Annotated in this window: 13 protein-coding genes; 4 read left to right on the top strand and 9 right to left on the bottom strand. The window is 68.0% G+C overall.

What is annotated here, in order from left to right:
* Positions 1-45 precede the first annotated feature (45 nt).
* From fusA to rpsL, 3 genes are all read right to left on the bottom strand, one after another.
* Entirely contained in the window at positions 46-2,145 is a 2,100-nt protein-coding gene (gene fusA / locus ACH34R_RS04985; protein WP_397560089.1) for an elongation factor G, read from the bottom strand.
* Positions 2,146-2,220: 75 nt separating this feature from the next.
* Entirely contained in the window at positions 2,221-2,691 is a 471-nt protein-coding gene (rpsG, locus tag ACH34R_RS04980; RefSeq protein ID WP_111166649.1) for a 30S ribosomal protein S7, read from the bottom strand.
* A 1-nt stretch (position 2,692) separates the two neighbouring features.
* Positions 2,693-3,067 (bottom strand): 30S ribosomal protein S12, encoded by a 375-nt coding sequence (gene rpsL, locus ACH34R_RS04975; protein ID WP_111166648.1) that lies wholly within the window; start codon positions 3,065-3,067, stop codon positions 2,693-2,695.
* A gap of 1,249 nt (positions 3,068-4,316) precedes the next feature.
* On the opposite strand from rpsL, the gene ACH34R_RS04970 reads away from it, so the two are divergent.
* The 4 genes from ACH34R_RS04970 (at position 4,317) to ACH34R_RS04955 (ending at position 7,995) form a co-directional block, all read left to right on the top strand.
* Positions 4,317-5,111, top strand: a complete 795-nt coding sequence (locus tag ACH34R_RS04970) for a class I SAM-dependent methyltransferase (RefSeq protein WP_397560088.1) — start codon at positions 4,317-4,319, stop codon at positions 5,109-5,111.
* Between the two features lie 53 nt (positions 5,112-5,164).
* Positions 5,165-5,470 carry a hypothetical protein gene (locus tag ACH34R_RS04965; protein WP_397560087.1) on the top strand — a complete coding sequence of 102 codons (306 nt, stop codon included), beginning with the start codon at positions 5,165-5,167 and terminating at the stop codon, positions 5,468-5,470.
* A gap of 175 nt (positions 5,471-5,645) precedes the next feature.
* Positions 5,646-5,774: a hypothetical protein gene (locus ACH34R_RS04960; protein WP_397560086.1), complete on the top strand. Its 129-nt coding sequence runs from the start codon at positions 5,646-5,648 to the stop codon at positions 5,772-5,774.
* A 223-nt stretch (positions 5,775-5,997) separates the two neighbouring features.
* Entirely contained in the window at positions 5,998-7,995 is a 1,998-nt protein-coding gene (locus ACH34R_RS04955) for a M14 family zinc carboxypeptidase (RefSeq protein ID WP_397560085.1), read from the top strand.
* Between the two features lie 55 nt (positions 7,996-8,050).
* Here the strand turns inward: ACH34R_RS04955 and ACH34R_RS04950 are convergent, their stop codons facing one another.
* The 6 genes from ACH34R_RS04950 to ACH34R_RS04925 all read right to left on the bottom strand — a co-directional run bounded on the left by ACH34R_RS04950 (position 8,051) and on the right by ACH34R_RS04925 (position 16,559).
* A complete protein-coding gene (locus ACH34R_RS04950; RefSeq protein WP_397560458.1) occupies positions 8,051-8,383 on the bottom strand; it encodes a MarR family winged helix-turn-helix transcriptional regulator in 333 nt (110 codons plus the stop codon).
* Positions 8,384-9,198: 815 nt separating this feature from the next.
* Positions 9,199-10,194 carry a cyclase family protein gene (locus tag ACH34R_RS04945; RefSeq protein ID WP_397560084.1) on the bottom strand — a complete coding sequence of 332 codons (996 nt, stop codon included), beginning with the start codon at positions 10,192-10,194 and terminating at the stop codon, positions 9,199-9,201.
* A 419-nt stretch (positions 10,195-10,613) separates the two neighbouring features.
* Complete coding sequence (locus ACH34R_RS04940; RefSeq protein ID WP_397560083.1) at positions 10,614-11,489, bottom strand: DUF3037 domain-containing protein; 876 nt, start codon at positions 11,487-11,489, stop codon at positions 10,614-10,616.
* A 6-nt stretch (positions 11,490-11,495) separates the two neighbouring features.
* A complete protein-coding gene (locus ACH34R_RS04935; RefSeq protein ID WP_397560081.1) occupies positions 11,496-11,912 on the bottom strand; it encodes a hypothetical protein in 417 nt (138 codons plus the stop codon).
* Entirely contained in the window at positions 11,863-12,648 is a 786-nt protein-coding gene (locus ACH34R_RS04930) for a HipA family kinase (RefSeq protein WP_397560079.1), read from the bottom strand. The genes ACH34R_RS04935 and ACH34R_RS04930 overlap by 50 nt, the downstream gene beginning before the upstream one ends.
* Before the next feature lie 35 nt (positions 12,649-12,683).
* Complete coding sequence (locus ACH34R_RS04925; protein ID WP_397560077.1) at positions 12,684-16,559, bottom strand: DNA-directed RNA polymerase subunit beta'; 3,876 nt, start codon at positions 16,557-16,559, stop codon at positions 12,684-12,686.
* Positions 16,560-16,574 lie beyond the last annotated feature (15 nt).

Below are 16,574 nucleotides of genomic sequence, written 5' to 3'. Positions count from 1 at the left end.
GATTCTGACTTGACTTTCGTCTTCTCACTCAGGCTAGGGGGAGTACTACTCGCCCCGAGCCTTCGCGACGATCTCCTGAGCGATGCCCGGAGGCACTTCCGCGTAGGAGTCGAACTGCATGCTGTAGACCGCCCGGCCCTGGGTCCTGCTGCGCAGGTCGCCCACGTAACCGAACATCTCCGACAGCGGGACGAGGGCCTGGATGACCTTGGCTCCAGCCCGGTCGTCCATGGACTGGATCTGCCCGCGGCGGCCGTTGAGGTCACCGATGACATCACCCATGTAGTCTTCGGGCGTCGTCACCTCGACCGACATGAGCGGTTCGAGGAGCACTGCGTTCGCCTTGCGAGCGGCGTCCTTGAACGCCATCGACCCGGCGATCTTGAACGCCATTTCCGAGGAGTCGACGTCGTGCGCCGCCCCGTCCTGGAGCGTGACCTTGACGCCCACCATCGGGTAGCCGGCCAGGACACCGAATTCGGCGGCCTCCTGCGCGCCCGCGTCGACCGACGGGATGTACTCCCTCGGGACGCGGCCACCGGTGACCTTGTTCTCGAACTCGTAGCCGTCGTTGCCCTCGCCCAGCGGCTCCAGGTCGATGATCACCCGCGCGAACTGGCCGGAACCACCGGTCTGCTTCTTGTGGGTGTACTCGACCTTCTCCACCTTGCGGCGGATGGTCTCGCGGTAGGCGACCTGCGGGCGGCCGACGTTGGCCTCGACCCTGAACTCGCGGCGCATCCGGTCGACCAGGATCTCCAGGTGCAGCTCGCCCATGCCCCAGATGACCGTCTGACCGGTCTCCTCGTCCCTGCGGACCTGGAAGGAGGGGTCCTCCTCGGCCAGCCGCTGGATGGCGGTGCTGAGCTTCTCCTGGTCACCCTTGGTCTTGGGCTCGATGGCCACGTTGATGACCGGGGCCGGGAACGTCATCGACTCCAGGACCACCTGGTCGGACGGGTCGCACAGCGTGTCGCCCGTGGTGGTGTCCTTGAGGCCCATGACGGCGACGATCTGCCCGGCGGTCGCGGTGGGCCGCTCCTCACGCTTGTTGGCGTGCATCTGGTAGATCTTGCCGATCCGCTCTTTGCGGCCCTTGCCGGAGTTGATGACCTGCGAGCCGGCCTCCAGCGCGCCGGAGTAGATCCGCAGGTACGTGAGCTTGCCCAGGTGCGGGTCGCTCATGATCTTGAAGGCCAGCGCCGCGAACGGCTCCTTGGGGTCGGCGTGCCGCTCGACGATCTCCTCCTCATTGCCGACCGCGTGGCCCTTGAAGGCCGGGATGTCGGTCGGGGCGGGGAGGTAGGCGACGATGGCGTCGAGAAGCGGCTGCACGCCCTTGTTCTTGAAGGCGGTGCCGGTGAGGACCGGGTTGACGCTGCCGGACAGAGTGGCTCGCCGGATGGCCGCGACCAGCTGCTCCTCGGTCGGCTCGACGGCCTCGAGGTACATCTCCATCAGCTCGTCGTCGTTCTCGGCGATGGTCTCGACCAGCTTGTCGCGCCATTCGCGAGCGGCGTCGGCGTGGTCGGCCGGGATGTCGACGACGTCGTACATCTCGCCCTTGGCCGCCTCTTCGCTCCAGAGCAGGCCCTTCATCTGGACCAGGTCGATGACGCCGCGGAAGCCGGCCTCGACGCCCCACGGGAGCTGGAGGACGGCCGGGATCGCGCTCAGGCGGCTGACCATCATGTCGACACAGCGGTGGAACTCCGCACCGACGCGGTCCATCTTGTTCACGAAACAGATGCGCGGAACGTTGTAGCGGTCGGCCTGCCGCCAGACCGTCTCCGACTGCGGCTCAACGCCCGCGACCCCGTCGAACACGGCGACGGCGCCGTCGAGCACCCGCAGGTTGCGCTCGACCTCGATGGTGAAGTCGACGTGCCCCGGAGTGTCGATGATGTTGATGGTGTGACCGGCCCACTCGCAGGTCGTCGCGGCAGACGTGATCGTGATGCCGCGCTCCTGCTCCTGCTCCATCCAGTCCATCGTGGCAGCGCCATCGTGGACCTCACCGATCTTGTAATTGATACCGGTGTAGAACAGGATGCGCTCGGTCGTCGTGGTCTTGCCCGCGTCGATATGGGCAATGATCCCAATGTTGCGGACCTTGGCCAGGTCAAGAGCGGTCGTTGCGGCCACTTCTCTCGCGTCCTCGTCGTCTCGTCTCGTAGGGCCGGGCTCGAGTGGGTGACACTCGTGCCCGGCCTGTGGGCACTACCAGCGGTAGTGGGCGAAGGCCTTGTTGGACTCGGCCATCTTGTGCGTGTCCTCGCGCCGCTTGACGCTGGCTCCGAGGCCGTTGCTCGCGTCGAGCAGCTCGTTCATCAGCCGCTCGGTCATGGTCTTCTCGCGGCGGGCGCGGGAGTACTGCACCAGCCAGCGCAGCGCCAGCGTGGTGCTGCGCGCGGCGCGCACTTCGACCGGCACCTGGTAGGTGGCGCCACCGACCCGGCGGCTGCGCACCTCAAGAGTGGGCTTGACGTTGTCGAGCGCCCGCTTGAGAGTGACCACGGGGTCGTTGCCGGTCTTCTCCCGGCAACCCTCGAGGGCGTTGTAGACGATGCTCTGGGCGAGCGAACGCTTGCCGCTCAGCAACACCTTGTTGATGAGAGCGGTCACCAGCGGGGAGCTGTAGACCGGGTCGGCCATGAGCTGGCGGCGACCTGCGGGACCCTTACGCGGCATCTCAGCCCTTCTCCCTCTTCGCGCCGTAGTGGCTGCGGCCCTGCTTGCGGTTGCGGACACCCTGGGTGTCCAGCGAGCCGCGGATGATCTTGTATCGAACACCCGGCAGGTCCTTCACACGGCCGCCGCGCACGAGCACGATCGAGTGCTCTTGGAGGTTGTGGCCGACACCCGGGATATACGCGGTCACCTCGATGCCGTTGGTGAGCCGGACACGAGCCACCTTCCGCAGGGCGGAGTTGGGCTTCTTGGGCGTGGTCGTGTAAACGCGCGTGCAAACGCCCCGCCGCTGCGGGCTTCCCTTGAGGGCCGGGGTCTTGGTCTTACTGACCTTGTCCTGGCGGCCCTTGCGGACCAACTGCTGAATCGTGGGCACCGCGTCTCCGTTCGTGCAATCTGGCCGGTGTTTCGGTTAATGCATTGCTGCATTCGCAGGCCCTGCCGGTGTCTTGACCTGCTGTTCTGCTTGCTTCGCCGCCCCCCGCGCTCGGGCGTGTCGCGCACTTTCGCGGGCAACACGCACGGCCATAGGCCGGACTGTGGGGAGAGACCATGCCTGGCCCCGCGCTCCCGAGAACAGGAGCCTTGCCGAGCGCATGCATGAGAGCCCATGTAGCCATGGGCACGAACGCATAGCCTACCCAGGCCCGTGTAGCACGTCAAAACGGCCGGTCACACGGGCCGTGGCGCCAAGCGACCACCGTGTTGACCATGGTCCCCGGACGACTCCGCGCCGTGCGGCGCGGCGTCACCTATTCCGGGCTCTGTGCCAAGTATAACGGCGCTCGCCACTGCTCATCGCGCTTTCATGGTAGGGGCGACGGTCGCCGCGGCCGTCCGGCCGGGTGAACGTGATTGATCAAGAAGACGTCCTAAAGGCAGTACATCCCGACAGGAGCACCTATGACCCAGCCGCCTCCACCCTCACACTCCCCCGACCCCGGCCAGCCTCCCCACCCGCCCTATCCACCGCAACGCCCCGGCGGCCCGGCAGGCGCGGGAGGCGGGGGCCGGCCCGGACCCGGCGGTGCGGGCGGCCCCGGACGGCCCCATGGCCCAGCCGGTCCGGGCGGTCCGGGGGCCCCAGGCGGTCCGAGCGGCCCAGGGGCCCCAAGCGGTCCGGGCGGGCCGCGGACCCCAAGCGGTCCGGGCGGCCCAGGCGGTCCGGGCGGTGCTGCTGGTCGTGGAGGCGCCGGCGGGCCGGGGCCAGGTGGTCCCCTTGGTCCGGGCGGGCCTGGAGGGGGGCAGCGGGGGTACGGCGGGCGGGCGCCCGGGGGGCCGTACCGGCCGCGCAAAGCGCTTCGGGGACTGCGGTTCTGGCTGGTCGTGGTCGGCGTGCCCCTGCTGGTGTTATTCGGATGCACCGCGCTCGTGATCAGTTCCGTGCGCTCACCCGGCCAGGACCGCAACGACCTCCCCCCGTACACCGGACGGCCGTCCACCCCCGCGACCTCGTCCCAGGCCCCGCCCCCGGGCGCGTACCGGCACCCGGGCGCATCGCTTCAGCCGCCCAGGACGCCGCACGGTCCCGCGGCGAACCCCTCCGGCTGGACGACGTAACCCTTGTGCCCGCCGATGGTTCGGGCGCCGCGACCTCCGCCCGGCCGCCGCTAGGCTCCGGGATCATGGCCGACGACCAGCGCGAGAAACTGCGCGCGACCTTCACCGAGGACCCCGCGCTCTACGACCGGGTCCGTCCGGGCTACCCCGAGGCGATGTTCGACGACCTGGCGGGCGTGGCGGGGCTCGGTACCGGCTCCCTGGTCCTGGAGATCGGACCGGGGACCGGGCAGGCGACCGTCCCGATGGCCCGGCGCGGCTGGGAGGTCGTGGCGGTCGAGCTGGGCGCCGCGATGGCCGAGCGCGCCCGCCGCAACCTGCGCGTGTTCCCGCAGGTCGAGGTGGTGACATCGGCGTTCGAGGACTGGCCGCTGCCCGCCCGGCCGTTCGACGCGGTGGTGTCGGCGACGGCCTTCCACTGGATCGATCCCGACGTGCGGATCGCGAAGTCCGCGCAGGCGCTGCGCCCCGGCGGCGTGCTGGCCACGGTCGCCACCCACCATGTCCTGGGCGGCAGCGTCGACTTCTTCCACGAGGTGCAGGCGTGCTACGAGCGGTTCGACCCGGCGACGCCGCCCGGGCTGCGCCTGTCCCCCGCCGCCGAGATCCCCTATGACCGGGAAGAGGTGGAGACCTCGGGGGGCTTCGACCCGCCGGCGTTCTTCAGGTACGAGTGGGAGCTGGCCTACTCGACCGAGCACTACATCGACCTGCTGCGCACCTACTCCGGGCACCGCGCGCTGGGGTCCGCCGCCCGCTCGGGCCTGCTGAACTGCGTGGCCGCGCTCGCCGACGCGCGGTACGGCGGGCGCGTGGTCAAGCGGTACCTCACCGAACTGCGGGTCTCCCGCCGCCGGTAGTTTCATCCCCGCAGGTGGGGCAGGTGGGCGGGGACGCAGGATCGGGGGGGAACATGATCCGAACACTCCACAAGATGGGCGTCCGTTCAGGTGCCATGTACGCGGCCGGGATCATCTCGGTCGGCCTGTCGTTCGCCACGTGGCTCACGTCCCGGCAATTGGAGGGCGCCGGCCTGGATCGGGCGGACCGCTGGGGGATCTTCATCGGGGAGTGGGCGCCCACGTTCGTCGCCATGGGGGTCGCACTGCGCGTCGAGGAGACGCACTGCGAGGAGTCGGGCGGTACGCACGACTTCACCCACGAACACCGCCACCAACGCCGCCAAGAACAGCGGGAGCCGTCCATCACCGGTACCTGACCGCCCACAGGTAAAGCCAAGAACGCCCACGTGAGTTCGCTCGCCCGATCTCACGTGGGCCCCGTCATGTGTTCCGGGCCGCATATCCCGTAAGAAACCGGCTGATCCGCCCACTTCCCCTATTAGTGGCGCATCCAGGGAAGAAGATCCCAGGTGTGCCGATATCGCCGGGACGGTGGCGGCACGCGCCGCCGTACCGCGCGTCCTGGCGATCCTGCCCGAGGACGACCGCGCCGCGAGCCGCCCGCTCTCAGCGGCGTACGCGCCCGGGCCGTACGGGCTGCCCCGCCTCCACCGGCGGTGAGCGAGCCGAAAACCACAAGTAAGCAGGCATTCGCCGAAGAATGCTTGAATAGTTGTTCAGGTGATATCCCAAGAAAGCCGGTCAAATGACGCTGTCCGGCTTTCTTCACATTTTCCTTAGTGAGGGCTTGTAGGTCCCGCCGCGTCGGCTTTCAATGATCTCCATAGCGGTGATCCAGGAGGAGCCGATGCGTGCATTGCGGGTATCCGCAGTCGTTTTGACAATGGTTCTCACCACATTTCTGACCTCGGAGCCGTCGATCCCGGCGGTGGCCGGGCCGGCCGATCCGGAGCCGGCGTCCATCGTCGTGCTCTCCGTCCCCGACCGGGCCGCGCTGGAACGGCTGGTCGCCTCGGGCACCGACCTGACCGCGCGGGTGCGGCCCCAGGCCGACGGCAGCATCCAGGTGGACGCGGTCGTCACACCGAGCGAACTGGCCGGTCTGCGTTCGCTGGGCGCGACGCTCGCGCCCGGTACTCCGCCGCCCGCCAAGCGGGCCCCACAGACCTCGGCCGCACCCGACCAGATCGTGATCGAGCGGGCGGTCTGGTACAAGTCCGGCGGCCGGCACTTCCTGTCGGTCGAGGCGTCCAGCAGCGGCGGGGCGGCGGCCTCGCTCAGCGTGGCCTGGAAGGGCAAGAAGGGCACCAGCGGGGAAGCACCGCTCGTCGGCTTCGAGAACTTCGGGGTCTACCTGGGCCATGAGGTCGTGTCGCCGGTCCTGGCCGAGCAGGAGCCCCTCTGGGTGACCGTCACCTCGGCGAGCGGCGGTAAGGCGCAGGCCAAGGTCACCCGGTGGCCGGGCGGCGAGCGTCCCGACCGCCACGGCCGTGGTTACGAGAAGGACTTCATCAGCCAGTACATGCCGCCCGCGCAGCTCAACGAGCGGATCAAGGCGCTGCACCGGCGCTACCCCAAGCTCACCGACATCATCGCGCTGCCGAACCTCACCAACGGCTACCGCCGGCACGCCCAGGCCCAGCTCGGCACCCCGCCCAACGCCCTCACCCTGACCTCGCACGCCTACGGCTCCGAGGGCGGCAACGACCTGTCCGCCGAGATCGTCACCCCCGGCACGCCCGACCGGGCGCTCGCCGTCCAGATGAACGGCAAGCAGCTCACCGTCAGCCTGGCCACCGACGCCTCCGGCGCCCCCGCCAGCACGGTCGCCCAGGTCGTCGCGGCGATCAACGCCACCAAGGGCACCCGCATCCAGGCGTCGCCCTATCGCACGGACCCGGGCGCGGGCATCCTGGCACCGGTACCGCTCACCCAGCTCACCGACTCCCTCAAGGCCCCCGCCGACGTCTCCCGCGACCCCGCGCGGGTGCTGGCGCTGCGCATCGGCGTGCACCGCGACGGCTCGCGCACCGGCGTGCTCGCCTACTCCCAGGAGCACGCCAGGGAGTGGGTGACGCCGCTGGTCACCATCGAGGCGGCGGAACGGCTGCTGCGCAACTACGACAACGACCGCGCCACCCGCCGGCTGCTGCGCGAGACCGAGGTCTTCATCGTGCCGACGGTCAACCCCGACGGGGCCAACTACAGCTTCTACGACTACAACTTCCAGCGTAAGAACATGACGAACCACTGCCCCGCGCAGCAGTCCGACCCGGCGCAGCGCGACACCTGGGGCGTGGACATCAACCGCAACTATGCCGCGGGCTCCCTCCATGACGGATATTTCGGGGCGTCGAGCAACTGCCAGTCCGGGACCTTCGCCGGCCCCGCCGAGCATTCCGAGCCCGAGAGCCGTAACGTCATCTGGCTGGCGCAGACGTTCCGCAACATCAAGTTCGCCCTGAACGTGCACAGCTACGGCGGCTACTTCATGTGGCCGCCCGGCTCCTACAAGCAGGAGGGCCGCGTCACCCTCCCCCGTCCGACCGCCGAACAGGAGGCGTACTTCCTGCGCTCCGCGCGCACCATCGAAGAGGCCATCGCCGCCGAACGGGGCACCGTCACCTGGCCGCAGAAGACCGGCCCGGTCACCGACGTCCTGTACTCCGCGGCGGGCAACTCGGCCGACGAGCTGTGGTACGACTACGGCATCTTCGGCTGGGACTTCGAGGTCGGCAACGACATCTACAACCCCGAGACCGGCCGCTGGGAGGGCGTGGGCTTCCAACCGGCGTTCGAGGAGGCCCATGCCGAGGCGATGGAGTTCGCCTCCGGCCTGATCTCGCTGGTCGGCGTCGCCGCCGACTATCGGGAACGCTGACGCGTAGGTCTTTCTGAGCGTTCACCCGGGCGTACGGCCCGGGTGAACGCTTTGATCACTCCGCCGGGTCTTGCAGCGGGGGAGCCACCGCACGGTTGAGCAGCTCGTGCAGGGTGCGCTGCTCCTCGACGCTCAGTCCGCCCAGCGGTGACCGCTCGACCAGGAGTTCGAGCAGGCGGGCCCGCAGCTCCATGCCCGCCGGCGTGAGGAAGAGCTGCTTGGTACGCCGGTCCGTGGGGTGCGGGCGACGTTCGATCAGGCCGCCCTGCTCCAGCTTGTCCACGATGAACGTGGCGTTGGACGGCTCACAGCCCAGCCGGACGGCCAGTTCCCGCATGGCCATCGGCCCCGTCATCTCGCGCAGCGCGGTGGCCTGCGGGGCGGTCAGACCAAGCGTGGCGGCCCGCTGGCGTACATGATCTATACCTTGACCTCATCGCCGACCGCCCCGATCATGACCGCGAAGGAAGCGTCCCAGTGCCGAACACCCCGTCGATCTCCGACGACCGCCTGCGCCGGCACTCGGACAGCCTGCCGGAGTACTTTCCATGCCCGAGAATCCACGTATGGCGATCATGATCGCCACCCCACGTCTGCACTCGCCGCTCCCGCCGGTTGAGCGCGCGAAGCACGGCCTACATGCGGCCCTGACGCGCGGCGAGAGAGGGCTTGCCGTACGTCGCCGCCCCGACCGCCGTTCTAGGTCTGCCATCCGCATGCCGCCAATGAACAGGCAGACCAACGATCGAGGGGCGGACATTCATGAGATCCCCCGAACCTGACCCGCCGCGCGAGGGCCCGCAGCCGCCACGTCTTCGACCAGGTGAACGCCCGCGTGCGGCATTCGGAACACCTGATCCGCCGCTCACCCGCCTCCAAACGAGCCGCCCGGTCCTATCAGGGCGGGCCGCCAGACGGTGGATCCAACGTCAGTGCGGCCGTTTCCTGACCGGTCTGGGCATCGGGGGGCCGTACCGGGGTGCACCGATTCGTCTTCGCCACCGGCGCCTGCACTCGGCACTCGGCTACCGGTCACCCCTGGCAGTACTCAACCAGTACCTTTCCCCCCAAACAGCCGCATAGGCTCGGCCCATAAAATGGCGGTCCGCAATTTCCGTGGCCCCTCACAGCCATCGCACGCCGGCCCCCTTAGGCACTCGTGCCGCCTGGCTCCCGACCAGCTCGCCGGGTATGACCACGCGGTCAGAATGTGGCGATCGGGTTGACCGGGCTGCCGGACGTACCGGCGAAGCGGACCGGCGCGACGGCGAGGTGGAAGTCCCATTGACCGAGCTGGGCGGCCGTCGTCGCGCACGCCTCCAGGTCGCAGTTGTCGAGCATCCACAGCCCCATGGCGACGAGGCTCACGGCGTGGACCGGCATCAGCACGTCTTCGTACCCAGATGGCTGAACGTCCTGGGGGGTGTCAGCGCCGATCAACGCGACCTCCCGTTCATGCAGCCACGGCAGGCAGGACGCGTGCCACCCGGCCTGCGTGAAATCGCTGGCCGCACCGCTCTCGTGCCGGACGCGGCCATAGCCGGTCCGCAGGAGTACCGCATCGCCGGATCGCACCCGCACACCCTGGCGACGCTCGGCCTCTTCGAGGTCGTCGGGAAACACGCCCTGCCCCGGTTCCAACCACGGCACACCCCGCACACTGGCGATGTCCAGCAGGACACCACGCGTGATGATCCCGTTCGCCGCCGCCGTGACGGACGCCCACGACGATCCCGTTGCGGCGTCGACCAGCGAGTGCGACCGCCCGTTGTACATCGTGCCGTCCCAGTAGATGTGGCACGGCGAGTCGATGTGGGTGAGGGTGTTGCCGTGGAACGTGACGCCGAGCCGCTCGGTCGAAAAGCCCCAGCGCCGGTCATTGCGGAATCCGGGCACCGGCATGTTCTCGGCCCCCGGCATGTCGGCGGCACACGGGCATGTCGTCGTCGACCGCTCCATGTCCTCCGGTACGGCGACCTCCCATGCGCACGACACGCTCCTGCCATGGCGCACGGCCCGCGCCGCCGCCAGCCGGACCTCGTCGGTGATGTGGTTCAGGGTGCCGAGTTCGTCGTCGTCGCCCCATCGTCCCCAGTTCGACAACGTGTCGAAGTACCCGAGCACGTCGTCCTGTGTGGGCATCGGCCGCCCTGCCGTCATCCCGGCATCGACTCCTCCGGTCACGTGGTTCCGAGGCATCGCAGGCAGGGTATCCCGCTTTCTCATTTGACATGACCTCGCGGGGCCGGAGAGATGGCTTGCACCCATCGCACCTGCTGCGGCAGCGCCGCCAGAGGGTCGGTACGCGCTCTTGGCCCGCTGTTGCCATTGCCAGTGCCGCCTTGAGGCTGATGCCTTCCCCGCCGGTAGCGGCCCAAAGCAGACAGCTCACAGTGGAGTGAGGGCCTTTGGGCGCGGGAAGCGCGGCCTGTGAGAGGCGGGGCGGCAAGGTACGGCGGGCGGGATGACGCACGCGAAACGCCGGGCACCGGGGCCTGAAGGGAAAGAGCAGGCGGCGAGTGAAAGGCTTGCCGTACGTCGCGCCGCGACCGCTGTTCTAGGTCTGCCATCCGCATGCCGCCAACGAACAGGCAGGCCGACGATCGAGGGCCGGCCTTTCAGGAGATCCCCCGAACCAGACCCGCCGCGCGAGCGCCCACAGCCGCCACGTCTTCGACCGGATGAACGCCCGCATGCAGCATTCGGAAGACCTGATCCGCCTCCTCGTATGCGGCCTCCTGCTCAGATGTCTCGGGCGTGGCGATCACGATCTGCAGATCGACGTCCCTGGCAACGGAACTGAGCCGTCCTTCAGTGTCCACGAGCCGGGCCTCGTCACCGATGCGCAGTCGCTCCAGAGCGAACCCCCAGGCCTTGACCTGCGTGATCACTCGATCAAGATGGGTGACCCGAAACGACCAGCCCTGCGCCAGTTGCATCACCTCTCCGTTGGCGATGGCAATGTCCACATTCGAGTGAAGCTTGTCGCCAATGAAGACTTCTGATCGCGGCCTGAGTAGATGAGCCGGAATCTGCGCGTCCACGTACGCCTTGCGCAGATCCTCGATCACCTCACTCTTCCTGATCGTGACCGGCCGCTGCTGGGAGGCCGGATCAATGATCATGTGTCGAAAGATGATGTCCAGGGCCGCTTCGGCATGATTGGCAACGATCGGTGCCGGCGGGCTGAGTTGCACGATGTTGCGGTGATCGTGATGCAGTCGCTGCAGCCACTGTTCGTCGAACGGCAGGCTGTCGCTGGTCTCCAGCGCTTCTCGCGCCTCGGCGATCTGGCTGGTCAACCGGACGATGAACCGATCGGTCACGTCGATGGCCGCATTGGGCGCGAACCGCTTGATGCGTTCGGTGTTGCTCACCCGGCGCACGGCCCAGTCACCGGTCCGAGGATCCCCGGCGATGGCCCCGACATTGACGAACTCACCGGTCCGCGGATCAGGGAGACAGCGAACGATGGAGTAGAGGTACTTGCTCACGGAGGTTCACACTCCCTTCTTGACCAGTGCTCGAAGACGATCTGCGACAGCGTACGCCCGGTGCTCTAGGAACCAGCCCAATGTGGCCAGGGCCTCATCCGTCACTGGCCACGATGCTGGCACGGCGCACAGGACCTTGGCGAGCGCACCACGTTGAATTCTCTCAAGCGCGGTCGCGACACTTGCGACGGCTTCGACATCAAGCCCGTCGGCAGCATCAGGGAGCGGGTTCGGCTCGTCGACACACTGCTCGAGGATGCCTGCGTCGATGGTGCCGGTGTGAGGCGGCAGATAGAGCCCATGATCATGGGAGTAGATGCATCGATCCTGATCACGGTCGTACAGCCATTGCGGATCGTCTCCGTAGCACCAGTCATAGAGAGCGTATACCCCCCGCATGACGAGCGCGATTGTGGTCGTCACTGCGGTAGGCCAAGTCGTCCCGCTGCTCCTCAGCGTGTGCAATGGCCTTGCTGGCGTGGGCGACCCCGGGCACCAGAACGACCCCAGGGGCGATCTCGTAGTCTGCGAACTCATCCGGTATACGGATAAGAGCGCTCTCACAGACCGGCGCACCGATGAGGGTACCGACTTGACCCACTATGTACTCGACGGCGAGCGATCCTCGCGCCCAGTCCCGCTTACACCCCTCCAGGGTCTTTACGAAATAGTCCTGCCCATCGTCGGCGATGCCTCGGAAGGGACTTGCCCAGCTCTGCCCGCCGGGAGCGGTGACTGCGATGAGATTCAGATCGTGGTAGTCATCAGCTCGTCCATAGATCAGGCCGCGCCAGTCGGCCAATCCGACCAAGACTCCTCCGCCCTTGCCATTGATTCGCACGTCAGTATAGGTCGGTGGGGACTCGCTCCTGCTGCGATTGCAAGGATGCCGCCGCCGATTCGAGCAGCTCCGGATCCTGGACTGCGCCGTAATAGCCGGAGCGGCATTTAGGGGCTTTAACGGGGAATCGGCATCGTGTCCAACAGTTAGGATCTCTCGCCTATTTGGAATGACACGACCGGTAGCGGCAGCGTCGGGCGAAGCCCGACGCACAAAGAAGATCGTCCGAGCGGAGCGAGGGCCTTTGGGCGGGGGAAGCGCGGCTGAGTAGTGGGCGGGGAAGGGTGGGTGGAAATGGGACGGCCGCCCCGCGGCCATTTGGCTGCGGGGCGGCCGTCTCGGTGGAGCAGGGGTTAGCGGTTGTACTGGCCGAAGTCGTACTCCTCCAGCGGAACGGCCTCGCCGCTCCCTGTGCCGAAGGTGTAGTCGGCCGCGCTGCCGTCGTAGCCGCCGACCGTGTACATCGCCGCCTTGGCCTCCTCGGTCGGCTCGACCCGGATGTTGCGGTACTGGGGCATGCCCGTACCGGCCGGGATGAGCTTACCGATGATGACGTTCTCCTTGAGGCCGAGCAGGGAGTCGGACTTGGCGTGGATCGCCGCGTCGGTGAGGACCCTGGTCGTCTCCTGGAAGGAGGCCGCCGACAGCCACGACTCGGTGGCCAGCGACGCCTTGGTGATGCCCATGAGCACCGGACGTCCGGAGGCCGGGGAGCCGCCCTCGGCGACGCACTCGCGGTTCATCGCCTCGAAGCGCGGACGCTCGACCAGCTCGCCGGGCAGGAGGTCGGTGTCGCCCGACTCCAGCACGTTGACCCGCTTGAGCATCTGCCGGACGATGATCTCGATGTGCTTGTCGTGGATCGACACACCCTGCGACCGGTAGACCTGCTGGACCTCCGCCACGAGGTGGAGCTGCACGGCCCGGGGGCCGAGGATGCGCAGCACCTCGTTGGGGTTGATCGCGCCGGCCACGAGCTGCTGGCCGACCTCGACCCGCTGGCCTTCCGACACCTGGAGCCGCGCACGCATCGACACCGGGTAGGCGACCTCCTCGGAGCCGTCGTCCGGGGTGATGACCACCTTGCGGGTCTTGTCCGTCTCGTCGATCCGGACGCGACCGCTGACCTCGGTGATCGGGGCGACACCCTTGGGGATGCGCGCCTCGAACAGCTCGGTCACACGCGGCAGGCCGTGCGTGATGTCGGCGCCCGCCACACCACCGGTGTGGAAGGTCCGCATGGTGAGCTGGGTGCCGGGCTCGCCGATGGACTGCGCGGCGATGATGCCGACCGCCTCGCCGACGTCCACCAGCTTGCCGGTGGCCAGCGAACGGCCGTAGCAGGTCGCGCAGACACCGATCTTGGCCTCGCACACCAGCGCGCTGCGGGTGCGCACGGTCTCCACGCCGGCCGCGACCAGCGCGTCGACCACGGGGTCGTTGATGTCGACGCCGGAGGCCGCGATGACCTTGCCGTCCACCTCGACGTCCTCGGCCAGGATCCGGCCGTGCACGTTGGTCTCGGCGTTCTCGGCGCGGACCAGGTTGCCGGCCGAGTCGCGCTCGGCGACGTGCAGCGGGACGGTACGGTCGGTGCCGCAGTCGATGTCGCGGACGATGACGTCCTGGGCCACGTCGACCAGTCGCCTGGTCAGGTAACCGGAGTCGGCGGTCCGCAGCGCGGTGTCCGCCAGACCCTTCCGCTGGCCGTGGGTGGAGATGAAGTACTCCAGCACCGACAGGCCCTCGCGGAACGAGGACTTGATCGGCCGCGGGATCGTCTCACCCTTGGTGTTGGACACCAGGCCGCGGATACCGGCGATCTGCCGGACCTGCATCTTGTTACCGCGGGCGCCGGAGTTGACCATCATCCAGACCGAGTTGGTGTTCGGGAACGCGTTCACCAGGTCGGTCTCGACGTCGGCGGTGGCGTGGGTCCAGATCTCGATGAGCTCCTGACGGCGCTCCTCGTCGGTGATCAGACCGCGCTCGTACTCGCGCTGGACCTTCTCGGCCCGGCGCTCGTAGTCCTCCATGATGGTCGCCTTGTTCGGCGGGGCCACCACGTCGTCGATGGAGATGGTCACGCCGGCGCGGGTCGCCCAGTGGAATCCGGCGTCCTTCAGCGCGTCCAGCGCGGTGGCCACGTCCACCTTGGGGTAGCTCTCCGCCAGCTCGTTGACGATCGCCGAAAGCTGCTTCTTGCCGACCTGGTAGTTGACGAACGGCAGGTCGGCGGGCAGCGTCTCGTTGAACAGGCAACGGCCCAGCGTGGTGGTCAGCCGCAGCGGGTCGCCGGGCTCCCAGCCCTCGGGCGCGGCCCAGCCGCGCGGCGGGGCCACTTCCTTGAACCGGATGTTGATCTCGGCCTGGATGTCCAGCTCGCGCCGGTCGTAGGCCATCAGCGCCTCGCTGACCGAGCTGAAGGTACGGCCCGCGCCGGGCGCGTCGTCCTTCTGCGTGGTCAGCCAGTAGAGCCCGATGACCATGTCCTGGGTGGGCATCGTCACCGGCTTGCCGTCGGCCGGCTTGAGGATGTTGTTGGTGGACAGCATCAGGATGCGGGCCTCGGCCTGCGCCTCGGCCGACAGCGGCAGGTGGACGGCCATCTGGTCACCGTCGAAGTCCGCGTTGAACGCGGTACACACGAGCGGGTGGATCTGGATGGCCTTGCCCTCCACGAGCTGCGGCTCGAACGCCTGGATGCCCAGGCGGTGCAGGGTCGGCGCCCGGTTGAGCAGCACCGGGTGCTCGGTGATGACCTCTTCCAGGACGTCCCACACCACGGCGCGGGCGCGCTCGACCATGCGCTTGGCCGACTTGATGTTCTGTGCGTGGTTGAGATCGACCAGGCGCTTCATCACGAACGGCTTGAACAGCTCCAGCGCCATCTGCTTGGGCAGGCCGCACTGGTGCAGCTTGAGCTGCGGGCCGACGACGATGACGCTTCGGCCGGAGTAGTCGACGCGCTTGCCCAGCAGGTTCTGGCGGAACCGGCCCTGCTTGCCCTTCAGCATGTCCGACAGCGACTTCAGCGGCCGGTTGCCGGGGCCGGTCACCGGACGTCCGCGGCGGCCGTTGTCGAACAGCGCGTCCACGGCCTCCTGGAGCATCCGCTTCTCGTTGTTCACGATGATCTCGGGCGCGCCGAGGTCGAGCAGACGCTTGAGGCGGTTGTTCCGGTTGATGACCCGGCGGTACAGGTCGTTGAGGTCGGAGGTGGCGAACCGGCCACCGTCGAGCTGCACCATCGGGCGCAGGTCCGGCGGGATGACCGGGATGCAGTCCAGGACCATGCCGTTGGGCGAGTTGCGGGTGTTGAGGAACGCCGAGACGACCTTGAGCCGCTTGAGCGCGCGGGCCTTCTTCTGGCCCTTGCCGCTGCGGATGGTCTCCCGGAGGTTCTCCGCCTCGGCGTCGAGGTCGAAGTTGACCAGACGCTCCTGGATGGCCTGGGCGCCCATGCCACCGCGGAAGTAGCGGCCGAAGCGGTCGCGCATCTCGCGGTAGAGGAGCTCGTCGCCCTCAAGGTCTTGGACCTTGAGGTTCTTGAAGCGGGACCAGACCTCCTCCAGCCGGTCCAGCTCGCGCTGGGCCCGGTCGCGGAGCTGGCGCATCTCGCGGTCGGCGCCCTCACGGACCTTGCGGCGCTGGTCGCCCTTGGCGCCGGCGGCCTCAAGCTCGGCGAGGTCGGCCTCCAGCTTCTTCTGGCGGCCCTCGATGTCGGCGTCGCGGCGCTGCTCGATGTGCTGCCGCTCCACGGAGATCTTGGCCTCCAGGGACGGCAGGTCACGGTCACGCGTCTCGGTGTCCACCTGCGTGATCATGTAGGCCGCGAAGTAGATGACCTTCTCCAGGTCCTTCGGGGCCAGGTCGAGCAGGTAGCCGAGCCGGGACGGCACGCCCTTGAAGTACCAGATGTGGGTGACCGGCGCGGCCAGCTCGATGTGGCCCATCCGCTCACGACGCACCTTGGCACGGGTCACCTCGACGCCGCAGCGCTCACAGATGATGCCCTTGAACCGGACCCGCTTGTACTTGCCGCAGTAGCACTCCCAGTCCCGGGTCGGGCCGAAGATCTTCTCGCAGAAGAGCCCGTCCTTTTCCGGCTTGAGAGTCCGGTAGTTGATCGTCTCCGGCTTCTTGACCTCACCGTGCGACCACTGGCGGATGTCGTCAGCCGTGGCGAGGCCAATTCGCAGCTCGTCGAAGAAATTGACGTCGAGCATTTCTTACCCCCTTTG

The organism is Spongiactinospora sp. 9N601 (assembly GCF_044326295.1).
GTDB lineage: Bacteria > Actinomycetota > Actinomycetes > Streptosporangiales > Streptosporangiaceae > Spongiactinospora > Spongiactinospora gelatinilytica.
The sequence above is the reverse complement of the archived record's forward strand: the minus strand, read 5'-3'. Positions and strand labels throughout refer to the sequence as shown.

Excerpts from the sequence above, each read along its gene's own strand:
- ACH34R_RS04970 (WP_397560088.1), top strand. The coding sequence starts at position 4,317 with ATGGCCGACGACCAGCGCGAGAAACTGCGCGCGACCTTCACCGAGGAC.
- ACH34R_RS04945 (WP_397560084.1), bottom strand. The coding sequence starts at position 10,194 with ATGCCTCGGAACCACGTGACCGGAGGAGTCGATGCCGGGATGACGGCA.
- ACH34R_RS04925 (WP_397560077.1), bottom strand. The coding sequence starts at position 16,559 with ATGCTCGACGTCAATTTCTTCGACGAGCTGCGAATTGGCCTCGCCACG.
- ACH34R_RS04930 (WP_397560079.1), bottom strand. The coding sequence starts at position 12,648 with ATGGCCGCGGGGCGGCCGTCCCATTTCCACCCACCCTTCCCCGCCCAC.
- rpsG (WP_111166649.1), bottom strand. The coding sequence starts at position 2,691 with ATGCCGCGTAAGGGTCCCGCAGGTCGCCGCCAGCTCATGGCCGACCCG.
- ACH34R_RS04965 (WP_397560087.1), top strand. The coding sequence starts at position 5,165 with ATGATCCGAACACTCCACAAGATGGGCGTCCGTTCAGGTGCCATGTAC.
- ACH34R_RS04955 (WP_397560085.1), top strand. The coding sequence starts at position 5,998 with ATGGTTCTCACCACATTTCTGACCTCGGAGCCGTCGATCCCGGCGGTG.